Source organism: Kutzneria sp. 744 (genome assembly GCF_000568255.1).
In the GTDB taxonomy this organism is placed as follows: domain Bacteria; phylum Actinomycetota; class Actinomycetes; order Mycobacteriales; family Pseudonocardiaceae; genus Kutzneria.
In genome coordinates this window covers 10,977,017-10,996,851 of the sequence record NZ_KK037166.1, presented here as the reverse complement: position 1 = coordinate 10,996,851, position 19,835 = coordinate 10,977,017, and the positions used below count along the sequence as shown (strand labels likewise).

17 protein-coding genes are annotated in these 19,835 nt (G+C 69.4%); 9 read left to right on the top strand and 8 right to left on the bottom strand.

Annotated elements, in window-relative coordinates; translation table 11 throughout:
• Nucleotides 1-15 precede the first annotated feature (15 nt).
• Nucleotides 16-456, top strand: coding sequence for an uL11 family ribosomal protein (locus KUTG_RS49765; protein WP_043726991.1), 441 nt, complete (start codon nucleotides 16-18; stop codon nucleotides 454-456).
• Here the strand turns inward: KUTG_RS49765 and KUTG_RS49760 are convergent.
• The 7 genes from KUTG_RS49760 to KUTG_RS49730 form a co-directional block, all read right to left on the bottom strand.
• Complete coding sequence (locus KUTG_RS49760; protein WP_232241557.1) at nucleotides 437-2,758, bottom strand: molybdopterin-dependent oxidoreductase; 2,322 nt, start codon at nucleotides 2,756-2,758, stop codon at nucleotides 437-439. The genes KUTG_RS49765 and KUTG_RS49760 overlap by 20 nt on opposite strands.
• A 676-nt stretch (nucleotides 2,759-3,434) precedes the next feature.
• Nucleotides 3,435-4,742: a M20/M25/M40 family metallo-hydrolase gene (locus KUTG_RS49755; protein WP_043726990.1), complete on the bottom strand. Its 1,308-nt coding sequence runs from the start codon at nucleotides 4,740-4,742 to the stop codon at nucleotides 3,435-3,437.
• Nucleotides 4,743-4,747: 5 nt separating this feature from the next.
• Nucleotides 4,748-5,389: a DUF6875 domain-containing protein gene (locus tag KUTG_RS49750; RefSeq protein ID WP_043726988.1), complete on the bottom strand. Its 642-nt coding sequence runs from the start codon at nucleotides 5,387-5,389 to the stop codon at nucleotides 4,748-4,750.
• Nucleotides 5,386-6,759, bottom strand: a complete 1,374-nt coding sequence (locus KUTG_RS49745; RefSeq protein WP_043726986.1) for an FAD-binding oxidoreductase — start codon at nucleotides 6,757-6,759, stop codon at nucleotides 5,386-5,388. The genes KUTG_RS49750 and KUTG_RS49745 overlap by 4 nt, the downstream gene beginning before the upstream one ends.
• Nucleotides 6,756-7,088, bottom strand: a complete 333-nt coding sequence (locus tag KUTG_RS49740; RefSeq protein WP_043726984.1) for a hypothetical protein — start codon at nucleotides 7,086-7,088, stop codon at nucleotides 6,756-6,758. The genes KUTG_RS49745 and KUTG_RS49740 overlap by 4 nt, the downstream gene beginning before the upstream one ends.
• Complete coding sequence (locus KUTG_RS49735; protein ID WP_198047638.1) at nucleotides 7,085-7,489, bottom strand: cupin domain-containing protein; 405 nt, start codon at nucleotides 7,487-7,489, stop codon at nucleotides 7,085-7,087. The genes KUTG_RS49740 and KUTG_RS49735 overlap by 4 nt, the downstream gene beginning before the upstream one ends.
• 118 nt (nucleotides 7,490-7,607) lie before the next feature.
• Nucleotides 7,608-8,318, bottom strand: coding sequence for a LuxR C-terminal-related transcriptional regulator (locus tag KUTG_RS49730; protein WP_052396386.1), 711 nt, complete (start codon nucleotides 8,316-8,318; stop codon nucleotides 7,608-7,610).
• Nucleotides 8,319-8,637: 319 nt separating this feature from the next.
• Here KUTG_RS49730 and KUTG_RS49725 point away from each other — a divergent pair, with 319 nt between their 5' ends.
• The 8 genes from KUTG_RS49725 (at nucleotide 8,638) to KUTG_RS49690 (ending at nucleotide 18,830) form a co-directional block, all read left to right on the top strand.
• Nucleotides 8,638-9,912, top strand: a complete 1,275-nt coding sequence (locus KUTG_RS49725; RefSeq protein WP_043726981.1) for a lysine N(6)-hydroxylase/L-ornithine N(5)-oxygenase family protein — start codon at nucleotides 8,638-8,640, stop codon at nucleotides 9,910-9,912.
• Nucleotides 9,912-11,447, top strand: a complete 1,536-nt coding sequence (locus KUTG_RS49720; protein WP_052396385.1) for a class I tRNA ligase family protein — start codon at nucleotides 9,912-9,914, stop codon at nucleotides 11,445-11,447. The genes KUTG_RS49725 and KUTG_RS49720 overlap by 1 nt, the downstream gene beginning before the upstream one ends.
• Nucleotides 11,447-12,445 (top strand): NAD(P)/FAD-dependent oxidoreductase, encoded by a 999-nt coding sequence (locus tag KUTG_RS49715; RefSeq protein ID WP_043726979.1) that lies wholly within the window; start codon nucleotides 11,447-11,449, stop codon nucleotides 12,443-12,445. The genes KUTG_RS49720 and KUTG_RS49715 overlap by 1 nt, the downstream gene beginning before the upstream one ends.
• The gene (locus tag KUTG_RS49710; RefSeq protein WP_043726978.1) at nucleotides 12,442-13,692 is read left to right on the top strand and encodes an MFS transporter; all 1,251 of its coding nucleotides are present in this window, start codon (nucleotides 12,442-12,444) and stop codon (nucleotides 13,690-13,692) included. Before KUTG_RS49715 ends, KUTG_RS49710 begins: the two co-directional genes overlap by 4 nt.
• A gap of 73 nt (nucleotides 13,693-13,765) precedes the next feature.
• Nucleotides 13,766-15,055 (top strand): ATP-grasp domain-containing protein, encoded by a 1,290-nt coding sequence (locus tag KUTG_RS49705; RefSeq protein WP_043726976.1) that lies wholly within the window; start codon nucleotides 13,766-13,768, stop codon nucleotides 15,053-15,055.
• Nucleotides 15,056-15,066: 11 nt separating this feature from the next.
• On the top strand, nucleotides 15,067-16,263 hold the full coding sequence (locus KUTG_RS49700; protein WP_043726974.1) for an acyl-CoA dehydrogenase family protein: 1,197 nt from the start codon (nucleotides 15,067-15,069) through the stop codon (nucleotides 16,261-16,263).
• 12 nt (nucleotides 16,264-16,275) lie between these two features.
• The gene (locus KUTG_RS49695; protein WP_043726972.1) at nucleotides 16,276-17,544 is read left to right on the top strand and encodes an ATP-grasp domain-containing protein; all 1,269 of its coding nucleotides are present in this window, start codon (nucleotides 16,276-16,278) and stop codon (nucleotides 17,542-17,544) included.
• Nucleotides 17,529-18,830, top strand: coding sequence for an FAD-dependent oxidoreductase (locus KUTG_RS49690; RefSeq protein ID WP_043726970.1), 1,302 nt, complete (start codon nucleotides 17,529-17,531; stop codon nucleotides 18,828-18,830). The genes KUTG_RS49695 and KUTG_RS49690 overlap by 16 nt, the downstream gene beginning before the upstream one ends.
• A 342-nt stretch (nucleotides 18,831-19,172) precedes the next feature.
• On the opposite strand, the gene KUTG_RS49685 is transcribed toward KUTG_RS49690, so the two are convergent.
• A complete protein-coding gene (locus KUTG_RS49685) occupies nucleotides 19,173-19,721 on the bottom strand; it encodes a TetR/AcrR family transcriptional regulator (RefSeq protein ID WP_052396855.1) in 549 nt (182 codons plus the stop codon).
• Nucleotides 19,722-19,835 lie beyond the last annotated feature (114 nt).

Genomic DNA, 19,835 nt, shown 5'->3' with positions numbered 1-19,835 from the left:
ATAACGTCCGTCGACATGGCACGCGCGAAGAAGCAGACACACCAGGTCACGCTGCATCTGGAGGGCGGCAACGCCGCCATGGCCGACCTCGGCAAGATGCTCGGCCAGACCGGCGTGAACCTGGTCGAGGTCAAACGAGGCTACGACCGGGCGACCGCCGACCAGCGCGGCGACGTCGTGCCGGTCGTCGTCACCGTGGCCGACGACCGGTCGTTCGAGCTGCGTCTCAAGACGCCGCCGACGTCCCATCTGATCCGTACGGCCTTGGGCGGCAACGGATCCGACCGACCTGGACACCGGGAGGCCGGTCGGCTGACCGTTGAGCAGCTGCGGGCGGTCGCGGTGCGCAAGCTGCCCGACCTCAACACGACCGACGTCGGGGTGGCCATGCGTATCGTCGCCGGCACCGCCCGATCCATGGGCGTGGCGGTGGAACTCAGGAACCAGAGGCGATGAGGGCGCGGACGACTTCGGCGTCCCGCTCCGCCGCCTCCGCCTCCTGGACGGTGGCCGGTTCCAGCCGTACCGGCATGTCCTTGTGGTGGGGCGTGCCGGCGATCGGGTCCCGGTCGTGGGCGTCGGTGAGGATATTGATCCGCGGGCCGTTCATGACTCGGCCGCCGTGGCCGTCCGGCACGGCCATGCCGAAGCCGTGCGGCAGCGCCAGTTGGCCCTTGCGCAGGGAGTCGTCGATCTCGGCCTTCACGACGATGCGTCCGGTGCGGCTGACCACCGCCACCCAGTCGCCTTCGCTGGCCTGTATGGCCTTCAGGTCGTCGGTGCGGATGTGCAGCGCGCCGTCGGGGTCGGTGCGGCGCCAGCTCGGCGGGCGCAGGATCTGGTTGGCGTTGTGCCGCCGGCGCTGGCCGTTGATCAGGGACAGCGGGTACTCGGGATCCGTGCGATCCTGGGCCGGGTCGAGGCTTTCCAGCCAGGACAGGAGTTCCGGCACTTCGAGATGCACGCGGTCGTGCCGCATGAGCTGCCAGACCTCGTCGTACTCATGGGTGCTGAAGGCCGTTCCGCTGGGGCTGTTGAGGATCCGGTCGAACAGCTCCGATGCGAGCGCCGGGCCTTCCTGGTCGGAGTTCAGGGCTCGTTGCACGGCAACGGGCATGCGCTTGGCCAGCGCCAGGCAGCCCGGCCAGAGGACCGCGACCGAGGCGGCGCTGCCGGGCAGCGAGGGCCCGAGCGTCCGGTAGAGCAGGATCGGCGCGATGGCCGGATTGCCTTGCAGGATCTGGCCTGCGGCCTTGAGCAGCTCCGTACGGCTCTTGCCGGCCAGTTCGTCCAGTGTGGACCGATCGGGCAGGAGGCCGAGCTCCTCGAACAGGCGGGCGTAGATCTCGGCCTCGACGAGCGTGCCCGGCAGCGGGTCGAACAGCGGTGGCCGCAGGTGGAAGTAGTTGGTCGGAAACTCGAAGTCGAAGAACGTGTACTCCCACTTCTCGTGTTGGGAGGCCGCTGGCAGCACGTAGTCCGCGAGCGCCGCCGTCTCCGTGAAGGCGACGTCGATCACCACCGACAGCTCGGCGGCGCCGATCGCCCGCTCGATGCCCGCGGTGTCGGCGGCCGTGTTGGCGGGGTTGGAGGACTCCACCCACAGCACGCGGACCCGGTTCGGATGGTCGGCCAGGATCTCCTCGGCCAGCGTGTTCAGCGGCAGCATGCCGCCGATGTACTCGAAGCCCGTGATCTCCGAGCGTTCGCCGCGGGATTCCGACCACAGCGGCATGAGCCAGGTGTGCAGGGCGTTCGTGCCGGGGCGGCCGAAGTTGCCGGTGATCAGGTAGAGCAGCTTCTCCAGGTAGCTGTTGAGCGTGGAGTTGCGGCCCTGCTGGATGCCCAGCTCGACGCGGACGGTCATTGCCTCGGCCGCGAGGATCAGGTCCACCGCCTTGTCGACTTCGACCCTCTCGACCTCGGCATGCGCGATCCACTCGTTGACGGGGATCTTGCCGAGGGTCGCCGCGACCGCTTCGAAGCCGTCAGTGTGCTTGGCCAGGAAGTCCGTGTCCGCGCCGCCGCGCTCGATGATCAGAGCCAGGATCGCGCCGAGCAGGTAGGCATCCGTGCCGGGCCTCAGCGGCAGGTGCACGTCGGCGACATCGGCCGTCTCCGTTCGGCGCGGGTCGACGACGATCATCTTGCGGCCCGGGTCGTTCTTGATGTCGTTGACCGCGCTGCGGGCCCGGTTGAAACCGTTGGCCAGCCAGGGGTTGCAGCCGATGACCAGGAGCAGGTCGCATTCCTCGACGCCCTCGGCCGTGTGGTTGGTCTGGCCGCCGAACATCTTGCCATTGACCCAGAAGTCGCCCGTCTTCTCCTGCGACAGCGCGCCGAAGAACCGGGTCGAGTTCATCCACCGGCGCAGGGCGAAGCCGTATCCCCCGCCCGAGTGATTGCCCTGCCCGCCGCCGCCCACGTACGCCATCGACCCCGGCCGGCTGGCCGCCGCGTCCTCGTCCCGCACCGCCTTGAGCCTCGCCGCGATCTCCTTGATCGCCGTTTCCCAGCTCACCGGCTCGTGCGTGCCGTCCTCGCGACGGCGCAGTGGCGTGGTCAGGCGGTCGTTGTGGTTGCCGTACCAGGTCAGCCGCTGCGCCTTCTGGCACAGGTACCCCTGCGAGCGCGGGTTGTCCCGGTCCCCCCGCACCCGCGTGATCGCCCGGCCCTCCGTCAGCACCTCGATGCCGCAGTTGACGTAGCAGAGGCTGCACGCGGTCTTGTGCCAGGTGGCGTCGGTCATGTCGGCCATGTCGGTCACCAGGGCAGGGTTGCGTGACGAGACCCAGCCTGTCAAGGGGGTGGGGTCGGCTGTCAGCAGAGTGGGGCGGGGCTTGTGGATGCGGAGCTCTCGTAGTAGTCCGAGCCGGGGAAAGCCCGGCACATGGCGAAGGAGAGCAGCGAGTCAGCAGGTAAAGCCTGCCCCCTGACGTGCACCTCGCGGCCATCGTCCAGAGGCTCCACACCAAATCGACCCACCCACACCCCACAAAACACCCACACCCCGCACGGCATAACACAGCCCAAGCATCCACACCGAGCCACCCGCGAACGCGATCGCGTTGACGGTCTTACGTGCAGAGTGTCGAGAGCATCCGACAAACCCCGCCCGGCTCCAAGAAAACTCACCCCGGGATCAGCGGTTCTGGTGCGGACTCGGGCTCCGGCGGAATCTCACGCGGCACCACCGGACCCGGCTCGGGAACCACCCGTCCAGGACCCGGCAGCGCAGGATCCGGGCCCACCGGATCCGGACCAGGACCCGGCACCACAGGATCCGGGCCCACCGGATCCGGACCAGGACCTGGCACCGCCGGCTCCGGGCTCGGCAGCCGCGGCTCGTCGGGGTCTCCCGGCAGTGGACGCTCAGGCGCGGGCACGGTCATGGTCACCACCTCCGACTGATCGACTACCCACCTCGGCGTTTCTCAACCGGCGCGGCCGAGGGCCTGCAGGACGCGGGCGGCGGTGCGGATGCCGGCGTGGAAGCGGCGGAGCTCGAAGTTCTCGTTGGGGGCGTGGTTGCGCTCGTCGACGTTGGCCAGCTGTATGCCGTAGCAGGGCACGCCGAGACCGTCGGTGAGGCCGGCGATGGGGAGGCTGCCGCCCATGGCGGGCTCGAAGAGGGCGGGCCGGTCGGCGCCGACGGCATCGAGGACGACCTGCGCGAAAGGGGCGTCGGGGAGGGTGCGAGAGGGCTCCATCAAGGCCTTGACGGTGACCTCGGCGTGCGGGAGATGGCGGTTGACATGCGCACGGACAGCCTCGACAACAGTTGTTGTCCGCTGACCGCCGGCCAGGCGCATGTCGCAGCGGGCAACGGCCACAGCGGGGATGACGGTGCGGTGCTCGTTGTTGTCGAGGCAGGTCAGAGAGTTGACGGAGAAGGTCGGCAGGGCCAGCCGCTCGTTGACGGAGCCGGCGACGACGTCCATACGATCGAGACCGGAGCTCACGGGGAGGGCGGCCAACGCGGCGAGTTCGGCGGGAGTCAACGGGGTGATGCCGGCGTCGTAGCCCTCGATGAGGATCCGGCCGTCCGGGGAACGCATGGTGCCGAGCAGCCACACGAGCTCCCACGCCGGATTCGGCGCCACGTTGCCCCAGTTGCCGGAGTGGAAGACGGCCCCGGCCCCGCGAACGGTGATCTCGAAGCTCACGACACCACGGACGCCCAAAGAGACGGTCGGCTCGTAGCCGGCGTTCACCGGCCCGTCGCTGTACAGGGCGACGTCGGCGTTCAGCTCCGTCCGCATGCCGGCCAGGGTCGACGCCAGGTTGGGGCTGCCGATCTCCTCCTCCCCGTCGAGGATGACGGTGACCTCGCACGGCAACTGCCCAAAGCAGTCCCGCAAGGCCCTCAACGCCAACAACTGGGCAAGGTGCTGGCCCTTGTTGTCGCCGGTGCCGCGCCCGAACATGCGACCGTCCCTGATGACGGCCTCGAACGGCGGACTGTCCCACTCCCCCAACGGACCGGCCGGCTGTACGTCGTAATGGCCGTAGATCACCACATGCGGACCCGGACCGGCAGCGTGCCCGACGACCAGTGGCCAACCCACGGTCTCCACCACCCGAGGCGTCAGGCCGCTGCGAACCAGCAGCTCACGAGCGTAAGCAGCGGCCTCGACCATGCCCTCCCCGGTAGCGCTGACGCTCGGCACGGCAACCCACTCCGCGAGCTCCCGCTCGTGCCGGTCGCCGTGCCGCGCCACGTACTCGTCAATAGGATCCATGCCCCCTAGCGTGTCATCCGCTGCGCCAGCTGCTTGCGGACGCGAGGCGGGATCTCCGGGGCGAAGCGGCGGATGTAGCTCTCGGCATGGGCCTTGTGCTCCACCAGAAAAGGCAGGTCGAACACGACCAGTTTGCGAATCGCCAACAGCGGCACCGGGGCCCGCAACGCCTTGAAATCGGCGTTCCACAGCCCGGGCGCGTCGCACACGGGATGGAACTGGCCGATCATCAGGCCGTCCTCGACGAACTTGTCCTTGGCGACCCGCTGCAACGCGTCGAGCCCGCTGGCATCGGTGTAATCGAGGTGCGGCAACACCAACAGGACGGTGAGCAGTTCACGGTCGGCGGCGGACATGGTGGCGCCGATGCGTTCGTACCACGTACGTAGGCTTTCCACGGCCTCGTTGACGTCGCCGTCCCCTGACAACGCCGCCAGATGGAACAGTCCCTTGTGGAGGGACGGCTGCGTGTACGGACACACCGGACCGTTGCGACCCAGCTCCGGATGCGGCGACACCAGGTATCTTCGCGCCCAGGACAGGATCTCCCGCACGTACGGCAACTGCCCGTCGGGCACGTCCCCGGCGTCGACGTCGGCCGCCGACCAGAACAGCACCCGGGCATCGACCTGCGGCGGCGTGGTCATGACCCGATCCCTTGCTCGAAGGCGAAGAAGCCGTCCGGGTCGACCCGCCGCTTGATCTCGGCCAGCCGCGGGTAGTTGTTCCCGTAGTAAGCGCTGCGCCAGGACTTCAGGTCGGGATCGGTGAAGTTCAGGTACGAACGATCGCCGCCGTACGGAGCCATGGAGGCGGCCAACTCCTCCAGCCACCCGAGGTTGGCGTCCACCACCGCACTGGGATCGTCCTCCGCCCACGAGGTGTCCATGGACAGCAGGAACTTCGCTTCGCGGTGCGGAAAAGCGGTGTCGGCCACGGGAACCCGATTCACGGCACCGCCCCACGAGAACAGGGCCGCCCCGCCGCCGTCGGCATTCCCGCCGCCGGGCCATCGACGCACCTGTGCCAACATCGCGCTGATGGCGTCGTCCGGCAACGGCTGGGTCAGCACACTGGTCCGGGCCGCGAAGGCGCCGGCCGAGGTGTCGTGCAGCAGATCATCCCTGGCCTGCCAATAGGTTCGATCCTCGATCATCACGCGGAACGGCTGCGCCACCGACAGCACGGGATCGAGGATCTCCCGCAGCTCCGACGCCGGGCCCAGGTGCTGCCCGATGCACGACACGATCGCGTCCGCCCCCGTGGTGCTCACGCCGACGCGGGCGGCGAACGCATCCGGTGCCGAACGGACAGTCTCCTGCACCACCGAGAACACCTTCTCCGCGTCCTCCATCCGCCACAGCAGCACGTAGGTGGCGCAGTCGGACACGGGCTCGGCCTGGAACGTGAAAGACACGTTCACGCCGAAGTTGCCGCCGCCACCGCCGCGACAAGCCCAGAACAGGTCGGCATTCTCGTTGGCGTCGCAGCGAAGCACCTCCCCGTCGGCGGTCACGAGCGTCGTCGCCACCAGTGCGTCGGCGGTGATTCCATGCACCCGAGACGTCGCCCCGTAACCGCCGCCGAGGGTCAGCCCACCGATGCCGACCGAGGCGCCGTTGCCGAGCGCGAAGGCCATCTCGCACGGCTCGATCGCGGCGTACACGGTGGACATCGAAGCACCGCCGCCGGCCGTCACGAGGCCGGTGGAAGCGCTGGCGGACACGGTGTTCAGCGCGCCGAGGTCGATCACGAGGCCAGGGCCGACGGAGAAGCCGGCGTAGCTGTGCCCTCCACCCCGCACGGCAACGCCGACGCCGACGTCCCGGGCCCAGGCGATGGCCCGTTGCACATCGACGGTGGAGGCCACGGACACGACGCCGGCCGGCACGGTCGCGGCGTAGCGCCGGTTGAACGGCGTGCTCACGGCCCCGAAGCCGTTGTCCCCAGGGCGGAGCACACGGCCTGTCACGGCCCGGCCGAGCCGTCGCCAGTCCTGTTCGGACGGTGACTTCATCTGAGATCCCTCACCTCTTCGAGGTAGGACGTGCCGGTGGCGGCATGCGCGCCGTACCGCTCCCACTGCTCGCGCAGCCGGATCCGGCCGTCGTCGGCCACCTCCGGCGTGTTCACGGTGCGACCGCAGATCACGTCCCCGGAGTCGAGCACGATCGTGTATCCCATGTGGAGGATGTCTCGGGAATCCCGCACCCCCGTGACGGAACAGCGCAGCACCGGGCCGCCGGAGACCTCCGTCCACACGACGTCGCCGCGCTGCCGGTACACGGCCACCGGCGCGTCGCCGGCTCCCTCCTTGCGGAACCGGCGGCCGTCGTAGTCGATCACCGACCACCACCGGCGGCGCGCTCCTCCTCCTGCTTGACGAAGCCCTCGGACATCGCCCGGTCCCACCAGATCGCGTAGTAGGCGAAGTCCTCGTCGCCCGCGTTGGTCAGATGGTGCTCGATGCCGGGACGCAGGAAGGCGACGTCCCCGGCGTTGAACGCATAGCGCTCGGCGGGCGTCACCACCTCGGCGCGGCCCGCCATGCCGATGAAGATCTCGTGCTCGTGGTGGGCATGCGTCACCGACGTGTCGCCCGGCCGCAGCACGCACCAGGCGCCCTCGAACGGGGCCGTCAGGCCGTCCCACGGGTAGAGCAGCTTCATCTCCAGTCCGTAGGCGCGGACCAGATTCTCGTGCTCCAGTCGGCGGATGTCCACGGCCACGGGCTCTTGGTCGGTCACGTCCCCACTCCGATCAGCCGAATCCTGTTGACGCTGACCGAGGCTAATGTCGGATGTTTCCCGGCCGGTAGGGGAAGTTATCCCACAACGCGGGGAAATCCCTTGCCCGCCAACGGGGTCAGCCGCGCCCGAGGCCGGCGTCGCGGGCCAGCACGATGGCCTGGGCCCGGTCGTTGACGCCGAGCTTGCCCAGCACCGAGGAGACCCGGTTGCTGATGGTCTTGGGGGCCAGCGCCAGGTCGCGGGCGATGGCCAGGTTGGACTTGCCGGCCGCGATCCGTTCCAGCACCTGCTGTTCCCGGGCGGTCAGCTGCGGGAAGGGATACGGCACGTGCCCGCCGGTCGGGCTGAACAGCGCCGGCAGCCGGCCGGCCACGGACCGGCCGACGATGACCTCTCCGTTGGCCACCACCTGAACCCCGCGCAACACCTGGTCGGCATCGGCGTCGGCGGCGACCAGGTAGCCCCGGGCGCCGGCGTGCAGCGCGGACCGCACGGCCGCGTCGTCGTCGACCGAGGTGACGACGAGAACCCTTGTGCCGGGCGCGATCCGGGCCACATGACCGATCATGCCGGCCACGTCGAGCGGGCCGAACTGGTGCGGGTCGACGACCAGCACGTCCGGCCGGTGCCATGCGGTCTCGGCGAAGGTCTCGGCGGCGGTGGTGGCCTCGCCGAGCACCACGCAGCCGCCGTCTCGCTCCAACGTGGACCGGATCCGCCTGCGGGCGACGGGATGTGCGTCGGCCAGCAGCACCGTGACGGTCTCCAGGGTGGCGCCGTGTCGTCCGCCCGCGAACAAACCCTCGATCTGTGCCGGGTGAGTCATGTGGTCCCCCAAAAGGTCCTCAGGCTCCCCCCAGTGCCCGCCCATCTGGGATGTCAAGCTAGCGAACCGCCACCTGACAACGTTAGTTGCGGCACAAAAGACCAGGGGTGCGATCCCCCCGAAGCGACTAGTCACTACCGCTGAAAGCACGCCGGCGCCGGCAGATTCCCCGCCGGACGGGCAAAGCTTCCCTATCTACAGGGAAGGGCCCGACCATAGCATCGGGTCACGAGCTGGTCACTCGCTCGGCACATCACCCGTCACCGCCTGAAGCCACCGGCTCGGCGTGCGAATCGATCACGATGAACGAGGTGCAGCTGTGACTGACCAAGAGGTGGGCTTGCTTGCCATCGGCGCGGGGCCGGCGAACCTGGCGCTCGCGGTGGCCATCGAGGAGTCCGGTTCGGACGCACTGGCCGACGAGACGCTGCTGTTGGACCAGAGCCCGGACATCAAGTGGCAGCGCGACCTGCTGATGCCGTGGGCACGCAGCCAGGTGTCGTTCCTCAAGGACCTGGTGACGCTGCGCAACCCGCGCAGCAAGTTCTCCTTCCTGAACTTCCTGCACGACTCCGGGCGCCTGGACGAGTTCGTGAACCTGGGCACCTTCAACCCGTTCCGCTGGGAGATCTCCGACTACCTCCAGTGGGTGGCCCGCTCACTGGACCGGGTGAACATCCGGTTCAACTCGCGGGCCCAGTGCATCGAGCCGACCCGCGCCGCGGACGGGTCGATCACCGGGTGGACGGTCACGCTGCACGGCGGCGACACCATCCGTTGTCGGGACCTGGTGGTGGGCGGCGGCCGGGACCGGCACGTCCCGGCGGTCTTCGCCGACCTGCCGTCGGACCGGGTCATCCACAGCGCACAGTATCGGACCAGAATCGCCGCGCTGCCGTCCGAGGCGCCGCTGCGCGCGGTCGTGGTCGGCGGGGCGCAGAGCGCGGCCGAGATGTTCATGGCGCTGCATCAGAACCTGCCCAACAGCGAGCTGACCATGGTGGTCCGCTCCATCGGCCTGCAGAACTACCAGACCAGCAAGTTCGTCAACGAGCTGTTCTTCCCGTCCTTTGTGGACACCTTCTACGACAGCGCGCCCGAGGTCCGCAAGCAGCTGCTGGACGAGATGCACCTGACCAACTACGCGGGCCTGGCGCCGCCGTTCCTGGAGCAGCTCTACACCATGCTGTACCAGCAGCGCGGTGTCGGCCAGGAACGGTCACGGGTGCGGGCCCTGACCGAGGTCGTCGGCGCTCGCATGGACGGCGACGAGGTGGTTCTGGACCTGCGTGACCGGACCAGCGGCAAGGTCGAGCCGCTGCGCTGCGACGTCGTGCTGGTCGGCACCGGCTTCGACCAGCGGATGCCGGAGATGGTCCGCGACCTGGCCGACCGGGTCGGCCTGGACGAGGTCACGGTCAGCCGCTGCTACCGCGTCGACCTCGGCGACTCCACCTGGGGCGCCATGTATCTGCAGGGCGTCAACGAGGGCACGCACGGTATCGCGGACTCGCTGATCAGCGTGCTGGCCCACCGGTCGCAGGACATCGTCAACGACCTGCTGGCCCGCCGCGGCGAGCTGAGGAGCGCCTGATGGAACGGCTGGTGATCATCTCGCCGGCGCCGACGGCCAACGGCGACCTCCACGTCGGCCACCTGGCCGGTCCCTTCCTGGCCGCCGACGTATGCACCCGCTACGCCCGTGCCACCGGCGTGGAGGCCTTGTACGGCACCGGCATGCACTTCACCCAGAACTATGTGGTCACGGCCGCGCGCAAGCTGGGCGTGTCCCCGGAGCACCTCCGGGTGCGGTCGGCCGAGCAGGTCGAACGGACGCTGGCGGCCATGGGCATAGAGGTGGACGGCTTCGGCTGCATCGGCGACCGGTTCACCAAGATGGTGCTGGACTTCTACGACCGGCTGCACAGCCAGGACCGGCTGAAGCTCCGCACCTGGCGCTTCCCGTACCTGCCGAGCACCGGTGAGTACCTGATGGACGCCTACGTGCTCGGCGGCTGCCCGTTCTGCCTGGCCACCGGGTACGCCGGCATCTGCGAGAGCTGCGGCCTGCCGGTCGCGCCCGGGGATCTGCTCGACCCCCGCTCGACGCTGTACCCGGACGAGCCCCTGGAGATCCGCGAGGCGGAGATCCTGGTGTTCCCGGTCGAGGAGTACCGGGCCGAGCTGACCGCGTACTTCGCGGGGACAACCATGCGCCCGCACATGGCGCAGATGATCGAGGACGTGATGGCCGGGCCGCTGCCCGACTTCCCCATCACGCAGCCGACCTCGTGGGGCATCCCGGCGCCGTTCCCCGAGGTGCCGGGCCAGGTGATCTACCCGCACATGGAGGGCATGCCGTGGAGCATGTTCACCACGGCGCTGGCGGCCGAGCGGCGGGGCGCGGTCCTCAAGTCGGACGATGAGCTGTGGCGCAAGGACTCCGGCACGACCGTCGTCTACTTCACCGGTCTGGACGCCACGTATCCGTTCGCAGTCGTCGGCACGGCGATGCTGACGGCGTTGGGCGAGTACGTGGTGCCGGCACAGTACGTCACCAACGACTTCTATGAGCTGGCCAACGAGAAGTTCTCCACCAGCCGCGGTCACGTGGTGTCGGGGCGGGAGCTGGCGGCCGAGGTGCCGCGGGACCTGATCCGGTTCCACCTGTCGGCCACCAGCCCCGAGTTCCAGCGCACCGACTTCACCCGCGAGGCCCTGGTCCGCGTCACCGACACGCGTCTGGTCCGGCCGTGGAACCGCGTTGCGGCGGCGGTCGACGCGTGGGTGGGCCGCGGTGCGCTGCCGGTGTCCGAGCGGTCGCGGCGGTCCGCGCAGCGGATGGTCGACCGGTTCGCCGCCGGGTACGGCGTGCGGCGCTTCAGCCTCACTGCCGTGGCGTCGACGATGTCAGAACAGTTGGCCCGCTTGGACCAGATGGCGGCAGGGGTGACCAAGGAGACCGCCGGCGACCTGTGCCACGAAGTCGATGTGTTCCTCCGCTGCGCCGCCCCGGTGCTGATCGACCTCGCGGGCGCCGCACTACCGGACACCACGATCCCGGCCCGCCAGGACGCCGTGACGGTCACTCCCACTCCACTGCCGCGCCTGACCGGGGCCGGCGGCTGATGTCCAGCATCGTTGTCGTCGGCGCCGGGGTCACGGGGATGGTGACGGCGATCGAGTGCGCGCGGGTGGGACACCGCGTGACGCTGCTCGACCGCGGCCCCATCCCCAACCCGGCGTCCACGTCGGCCGACCAGCACCGAGCACTGCGGGTGCTGCGGCCCGGCGACCCCGTCATGACGGCCCAGTTCGCGTCGGCCCGCACATGCTGGCTGGAGCTGGAGTCGTTGCTGGGCGAGCGGTTCTTCCGCCAGGTCGGCATCGTGACGGCCTGGCCGCGGAACGAGGTCGGGGCACTGACCGTCGTGGAGCCGGAGAAGCTGCCGCACATCAGATTCCCCCATGACACGGTCGGTGTGCTCGACGCCGACGCTGGAGTCCTTTTGGCGGACCGGTTCCTGGATGCTGCTGCACGATGGTTGTCCAGGCGGCCCAACGTGACCGTGCGGCCGGAGTGCTCGGTGAAATTCGTCGCGGAGCATTGGGTGTCGCTTGTGGACGGTACCGCCCTCGGGGCGGACGTCGTAGTCGTCGCGGCCGGGCCGTGGAGCCGTGAACTGGTCGACATCCCGGTGAAGCTGTATCGGCAGACCATGGTGTACCTGCGCCCGCCGGCCGATCTGGCGGCGTGGTGGGAACACGCACCCGGCGCGGGCGGTCTGGGCGCGGACTGCCGCGCCTGGCTGCTGCCGCCGGGCGACGGAACCCTGCTCAAGATCAGTTCGGACCTGGTGTGCCGCGACGTGGACTCCACGGCCGGCGGCGAACCCGGGCCGTGGGTCGACCGGCTGCTGGCCGAGCCGATTCTGTCCGAAATGGACCGTTACCAGGTGGTGGCGGTGCGGGAATGCCACTACGCCACCGATCCCGGCACCGGCGGCCCACTGCTCCACCACTTCGGGCCGGGACTGTGGGTCCGGCCCGCCTGCGGCGGCTCGGGTTTCGCCGCCGCACCGCTCGTTGCTCGCACGATCGTCGAGGCCATGGAGGCAACAGCATGAACGAGAGGGCGTCCGACGGCGTGCTCGCCGCGATCAGGGCGACACCGACGTCGATCCGGTACCTGCTCGGCGGCATGCTGCTCAACCAGCTGGGCGCGTTCGTCCAGTCCTTCCTGCTGCTGTACCTGGTGCACCGCGGCGTCACGGCGGAGCTGGCCGGCGTCGGCCTGGTCGCCTACGCCGTCGGCGCGATCATCGGCAGCACACTGGGCGGCGAGCTCGCGCACCGGCTCGGTACCCGGTACACCATCGGGCTGGCGATGGCCGCGTCCGGCCCGCTGGTCGCGCTGATCCCACTGCTGAGCGGGCCGGGCACGTTCTGGCTGCTCATACTCGACGTGGGCCTGGCCGGCCTGGTCACGCAGGCCTACCGGCCGGCGGCGTCGGTGATGCTGGCCGAACTGATGCCGGAGAAGTTCCAGGTGATGGCGTTCTCCATGATGCGCATCGCCCTCAACGCCGGCGCGGCCGGCGCGGCGCTGCTGGCCACCGTGTTCATCGGCGTGAACTGGGACCTGCTGTTCTATGTGGACGGTGCGACGGCGCTGGCGTACTCGCTGCTGGCGTTCTCGCTGCTGCCCAACGTGGTCGCGCCGGAGGAGGAGAAGCCCACGCCCGGCGAGAACGCGCCGCGCAGCTCGGCCTACGCGGTGCTGGCCCGGGACGGCCGGTTCCTGATGTACCTGGCCGCCGTGTTCATCGGGACGGTGGTGTACGCCCAGTACACGGTCGCGCTGCCGCTGAAGATCGTCGCCGACGGCCTGTCCACCGACCTGTACAGCTTCGTACTGGCCACCTCCGGCATCGTGCTGATCACCTGCGAGCTGAAGATCACCTCGTACATCGTGAAGTGGCCGCCTTCGCTGGCGGTGTTCCTGGGCCACGTGGTGTTCGGGCTGGCCTTCGTCGGCTGGGGCCTGTCCTCGGGCAACCCGGCGGCGGTGATCATCAGCGCCGCGCTGTTCACCGGAGGCCTGATGATGTCCGGCCCGACCATGTTCGCCCGCCCGGCCAAGACTCCCGCCCGCTACCGGGCCCGCTATCTGGGCGTCACCAGCTCGGTCATGGGCATGGCCCAGGCGCTCGGGCCGATCGTCGGCGTGCTGGCGTGGGCCGCGCTGGGCAACGTGTTCTTCCCGGTGCTGACCGTGCTCGGCATCATCACCGGCGCGCTGGCCTGGGCCGGCATCAAGGTCAAGCCGGAACCCGAGGTGGAGCCGGTGATCGCTGAGGAGGCCGTGGCATGAGCGAGCTTGCGAGCGAATCATTCAACGCAGTACGTCCGCGAACGCGGACACCGAGCGCTAGCGAGGTGCCGCAGTGAACGGTGTGTTGTTGGTCATCGGCAGCGGGCTGCGGTACTACCGGGAGTACCTGGTCACTTCCATCCACCGCCGGGCCCGTGAGGCCGGGCTGCGTCTGGTGCTGCTGAACAATCTCAAGCCGACCTGGCAGAGCGAGTACTTCGACGAGATCGTGCTGGCCGACGTGTTCGACCCGGCGGTGATGATCGCCGAGGCCCGCAAGGTCGCCGAACAGAAGCAGATCGTCGGGCTGATGTGTTGGGACGAGCCGCTCGTGTTGACGGCCGGCGAGCTGGCGGCCGAGTTCGGCGTGCCTGGCCTGGGGTTGGCCGGCGTGCACGGGTGCCGCGACAAGCACCGTACCCGTGATCTGCTGACGGCTGCGGGCCTACCTCAACCCGGTTACGCCATGACGTCCGATCCGGCCGTCGCACGGGAAGCCGCTGTGGGCATCGGGTTCCCGGTAGTGGTGAAACCCCGGGCGCTCGGCGCCAGCATCGGCGTGGTGCTGGCCCGGGACGAGTCGGAGTTCGACGCCGCCTTCGCCGTCGCCCTGGCGGCCAGCGAAGTGGACCAGGGCGTCTACGGTGCTCAGGCCATTGTGGAGGGTTACGCCGACGGCCCGGAGATCAGCGTCGACGGGGCCGTGCACAAGGGCGAGTACCTGCCGATGTTCCTGGCCCGCAAAGAAAGCGGAGAGCACCCGTACTTCGAGGAGATCGGGCACGTCGTCGACGCGGCCGACCCGCTGCTGGCCGACCAGTCGCTGGTGTGCACCCTGGCCCGGGCCCATCGCGCGCTGGGCATCGAGGACGGCATCACCCACAGCGAGATGCGGCTGACCGCGGACGGCCCGGTGGTGATCGAGATCAACGGCCGGGTCGGCGGGGACCTGATCCCGCTGCTGGGCAAGATCGCCACCGGTATCGACTCCGGCGACGTTCTGTTCGACGTGGCCACCGGGCAGCGGCCGGACATCGCGCCGTCCAAGCGTTCCGTGGCCGGGATCCGCTTCGGGCTGCCGGCCGCCGACTGCGTGGTGCGATCGGTGACGGTGCCCTCCGTGGCGGAAGGCCTGGTGACGGCGTCGCCGATGGTCGATCCCGGCACCACTTTGAGGCTGCCGCCGGGTGGTTACCTGGCCCGTCATTCCTTCGTGGTGTGCGAGGCCGACGACGTGCCGACCTGCCGGCGGCGGCTGCTCGACACCTCGGCCATGGTCGAGGTCGACGCCCAGCCCATCGGGCCACCGGAAGCCGATGCCGCCTTCGAGATGCCCGCCGGCCTGTTGGACACCGACGCGTGAGGAGTGAGCAGATGACCATCGCACCCGAGGCAACGCTGACTGCCGCGGAGATACTGGCCCGGGCCAAGGCGCTCGCCCCGGAGCTGCGCGAGCGGGCGGCGGAGATCGAGCGGACCCGGCACCTGCCCGACGACATCGTCGAGAAGCTGCGGGACACCGGCATCTACCGGGCCGGCTTCACTCACGCCTGGGGCGGTCCCGACCTGACGTCGTTGCAGGAGCTGGACATCGTCGAAGCACTGTCCTATGGGGACGCATCGGCCGCTTGGACCGCGGAGGTCTGCGCGCACACCGGTCACTTCGCCCGCTACCTGGACGACTCGGCGGCGCGGGTGATGTTCCCCAGCCTGGACATGATCACCGCCGGCGCGCTGTTCCCGGTCGGACGGGCCGAGCGGGCGCCCGGCGGCTACCGGCTGTCCGGCCGGTGGACCTTCGGCAGCGGCGTGACCACCTGCGACTGGGTGATCTCCGGTGCGTTCATCTACCGTGACGGCCAACCGGATCCGAGCCCGGACGGCAAGGACCCTCATGACTCCCGGCTGTTCATGGTGCGCCGCGAGGACGTCAGCCTGATCGACAACTGGGAGACCACCGGCCTGTCCGGCACCGGCAGCTGCGACTACACCATCGTCGATGTGTTCGTGCCGGAGGAGCACACGCTGGTGTTCAGCCAGCTGCGTGACCACTCCAGCCCCAGGACCGAGCCGGAGACGTTCATGCGGTGCCTGCCCGGCGTGCCGCTGGGAGTCGCTCGCGCGGCGCTGGACTACGTCCGCGAGCTGGCCGAGAACCGACGCTACCCCAACGGGGATCGGTGGGCCGACAACCGTCGCGTGCAGACGATCATCGCCGAGTGCGAGGCCGACTACAACGCCACCCGGTTCGGTGTGCGCGGCGCGTTGCTGCGGCTGGAGGAAGTGCTGACTGGCGGCGGCACCCTCGACGACCTCACCCGCACCGAGCGGGCAGCACTGCCGTTGTCGCGGCTGCACGCCTTCCGAACCGCGCGGTCGATCGTGACCCGGATCTACGACCTGCTCCAGACCGCCTCGATCCACCGCGCGTCGCCGATGGACCGCTGGCTGCGTGACACCACGACGATGTGCCAGCACCTGTTCGCGCAGGAGCGGATCCTCCAGTCCGGCGGCGCCCACCTGCTGGGCGGCACCCCCGAATTCGGCCTGTGCCTCGGCATCGCGAAGTAGAGGAGCGCTGACGTGTCCGAACGACCGATCATCCTGGTGGGCTTCGTGGCCGCGCTGGGCAAGCTGGCCGAGTTCCTGCCCGAGCAGTCGCTGATCATCGTCGAGGAGCCGGACGTCGTGCGCAAGCGGGACGTCCGCAACCACATTGCCGAATCGGCACTGGTGCGCGAGCTCGTCGAGTGGGAGTACCAACTGCCCGGTGCGGCCGACACGCTGTTGGCCAGTCGGCCTGATCTCGCCGCGTCGGCCGTGGTCCCGTTGGTCGAGTACGCGACGCCGTTCGCCGCCCGGCTGGCCGAACGGCTCGGGACGCCCGGCGCCAGCCTGGGGGCGGCCGAGGTGCTGCGTGACAAGTCCTTGCTGCGCAGGGTGACCAGCGCCGCCGGTGTGCCCAATCCGGCATCCGCTGAGGTCGGGTCGCCGGAGGAGGTGACCGCGTTCATCGCCGCCCACGGCGTCCCGGTGATCCTGAAGCCGGCCAATCGCCAGGGCGCGGTCGGCACGCAGGTCCTGCACGACGCGGATTCCGTTGCCGCGGCCTGGGAATCGTGTATTCAGCACGATGAGGGCATGTTCGTGCCGGACCGTGAGCGGGCGGTGCGCATGCTGGTCGAGGAGTACGTTGCCGGCCACGAGTACAGCGTGGAAATGGTCGTCCGCGACTGTCAGTCGCTGTTCGCCAACATCACCGACAAGGTCCTCTACCCCGGGCCGCGGCCGGTCGAGCTCGGGCACGTGCTGCCGGCGGCGATTCCCTTGGCGTTGAGGGACAAGCTGGTCGTGAGCACACTGGCGGTGCTGCGGGCCGTCGGTTTCGGCTCCGGGGTCGTGCACTGCGAGTGGATCGTCCGCGACGACGGCACGCCGTACCTGGTGGAGTGCGCTGGTCGGTTCCCGGGCGACGGCATCATCGAGATGATCGAGCGGGCCTACGAGGACCCGATCGGCGAGCGCTATTTCTCGGTCATGCGCGGCCTGGAGCCGCCGGAGATGCCGTCCGTGGCGCCGCAGGCCGCCGCCGTGCGGTTCATGCAGGTGCCGCCGGGCGAGATCGTCAGCATTGACGGCCTCGACGCCGCCCAAGAGATGCCCGGCGTGGTCAGCTTCGGTATGGGGCCGGGCGTCGGCGATCCGGTGCGGGAGCTGCGCAGCTCGTGGGACCGGATCGGCTCCGTCATGGTGCTGGCGCCCACCGCCGCCGAGGCCGTGGCGTTGGCGGAGAAGGCGATCGACCAGGTGCACGTCGTCACGACCGGGAGTCCGCAGTGGAATTCGCGGTAGTCGGCGGCGGCATGGCCGGGGCGTTCCTCGCGCTCGCCCTCGGCCGGCAGGGCCACACGGTGACCGTGTACGAGCGGCGACCCGATCCCCGGGTCAACGCCGTGCACACCACCTCGATGAACCTCGGCCTGTCCGAGCGTGGGCTGAAGGCGTTGGAGCGCCTCGGTCTGCGGCAGGAGATCACCCGACACGTCATGCCCATGCGGGGCCGGCTCGTGCACAGCCAGGACCGGTCGCTGCGCTTCTCCACCTACGGCGAGGGCGGCATTCTGGCCATCCAGCGCCATGATCTCGGCGTCCAGCTCATCGAGGCCGCCACCCGGTCGGCCAACGTGCGGTTCGTGTTCGACACCCGCTGCGTCGGCATCGACCGGGACCTCCCCGCCGCCGACTTCGTCTCCGAGTCCGGCACGGCGTTCACCGTCACCCCGGACGTCATCGTCGGCGCCGACGGCGCATTTTCCGTCGTGCGCAAGCACATGCACCGGGACGAGCGGGCCGACTTCCACCAGGAGTTCCTGGAATGGGGCTGGCGGGAACTGCACATCCCGGCCGGCGCCGACGGCCAGCACCGCATGGCCGACGACGTTTTCCACCTCTGGCCCCGTGGCGAGACCATGATGTTCGCCCACCCCAACCGTGACGGCTCCTTCACCTGCTCCTGCGTGCTGCCGTTCCGGGGTCCTCGCAGCTTCGACACCCTTCGCACCTCGGACGACGTCGAGACCCTGTTCCGTGAGCTGTTCCCCGACGTCCTCGATCTCGTGCCCGATGTCGGCAAGGTCTTCCTCGACCAGCCCACGTTCAAGCTCGTCACCACGCGGACCTCTCCCTGGCACCACAACGGCAAGGTCGTGCTCATCGGCGACGCCTGCCACGCCGTGTACCCGTTCCTGGCCCAGGGCATGAACGCCGCCTTCGAGGACGGCTTGGAGCTGGCCGATGCCTTCTCCGCCTTCCCTGCCTCGGCCCCGGACGCCGTCGAGCGGTTCTACCAGCGACGCAAGCCCCACACCGACGCCCTGGCCGAGATGTCCCGCCAGAACTTCGCCGAGCTCCGCGACACCGTCCGTTCCCCCGCCGTTCGGCTGGAGAAGGCCTGTGACGTGGTGTTGGAGAAGGCCTTGCGGCATCGATGGATGCCTCTGCACGCCATGATCACGAATACCACCATGCCCTACGCCGACGCCCGCGACCGCGCCCGCCGCCAGCGCCGGATCTTGCAGGGGGCGGCGGGATTAGTGGGATTGATGGTGGCGGGAGGGTTGTTGAGGAAGCGGCGCTGAGGACCGGCTTCACGAGGGCTGTGGCCGGAATGCTCGCCGCTGGAACGTCACCGACGAGATTGCGCCGAAGGCCGCTCCGCAAGGGACGCCGCCCGCAAACTCACGACTGGAATGCCACCAAGGGCATTGCACCGCCGCTCCGGTTTCACCCCGGGGCGGCGGTGTCCACCGAGGCGCCGCGGTTCCATTGGGCGAACCGAACAGAGCAATCCTCGTTTCCCCGCCCGATCACCAGCACCGAGGCAATGTGGGCGCTGCGGGCGACCGCCGCGAAGGCCGTCGCCGATCGCCTCCACAGGGAGGATGGAAGCGGTCTCACACACACGACGATCGAAGGTTGACTCAGCCGGAGATCACACCTCCGACCGTGTGCAGCAGGGTCTCCCGCACGGTGGCCGGGTCGTCCAGCTCGGCGGCGGACATGGCCCCATCACGTAGCAAGACCAGCGCCCCGGCAGCCTGATCCGGCTGCGGGTGACCAGTTTGCCCTAGCAGGGACCGAAAAGTCTCGCGTAGCCAGGCCCGGTGGGCGGCGATCAGGCGCCGTGGCGGGCTGTTCCGGTCGGCGTGCTCGGCGGCGGCGTTGAGGAAGTTGCAGCCTCGGAAGTCCTCGCTGGCGGCGAAGTCGGCATAGAACTCGAAGATCCCCACCAGTGCCTCGACCGGCGGCCGCTCGGCCACGATCGTCTCGACCGCGTCCCGGATGAGTCGGTCGACCGAGTCGAGGTAGGCCAGTACGAGGTCGTCCTTGCCGGCGAAGTGGCGGTAGCAGGTGGACCGGGTGACGTTGGCCTCGGCGACCAGGCGGTCCATGCCGACGGCCCGGATCCCTTCGGCGTAGAACAGCCGGGCCGCGGTGGTCAGCAGGCGGTCGCGTGGGGCCTCGTTCATGGACATCAGCCTACAGAACGACCGTTCTTTCTGCCGAACCCTTGACGGCCGGGAGCCACCGCCCCTAGCGTGCACCACGGGCAGAACGAACGTTCTTTCTCTCGCCAAGACTCG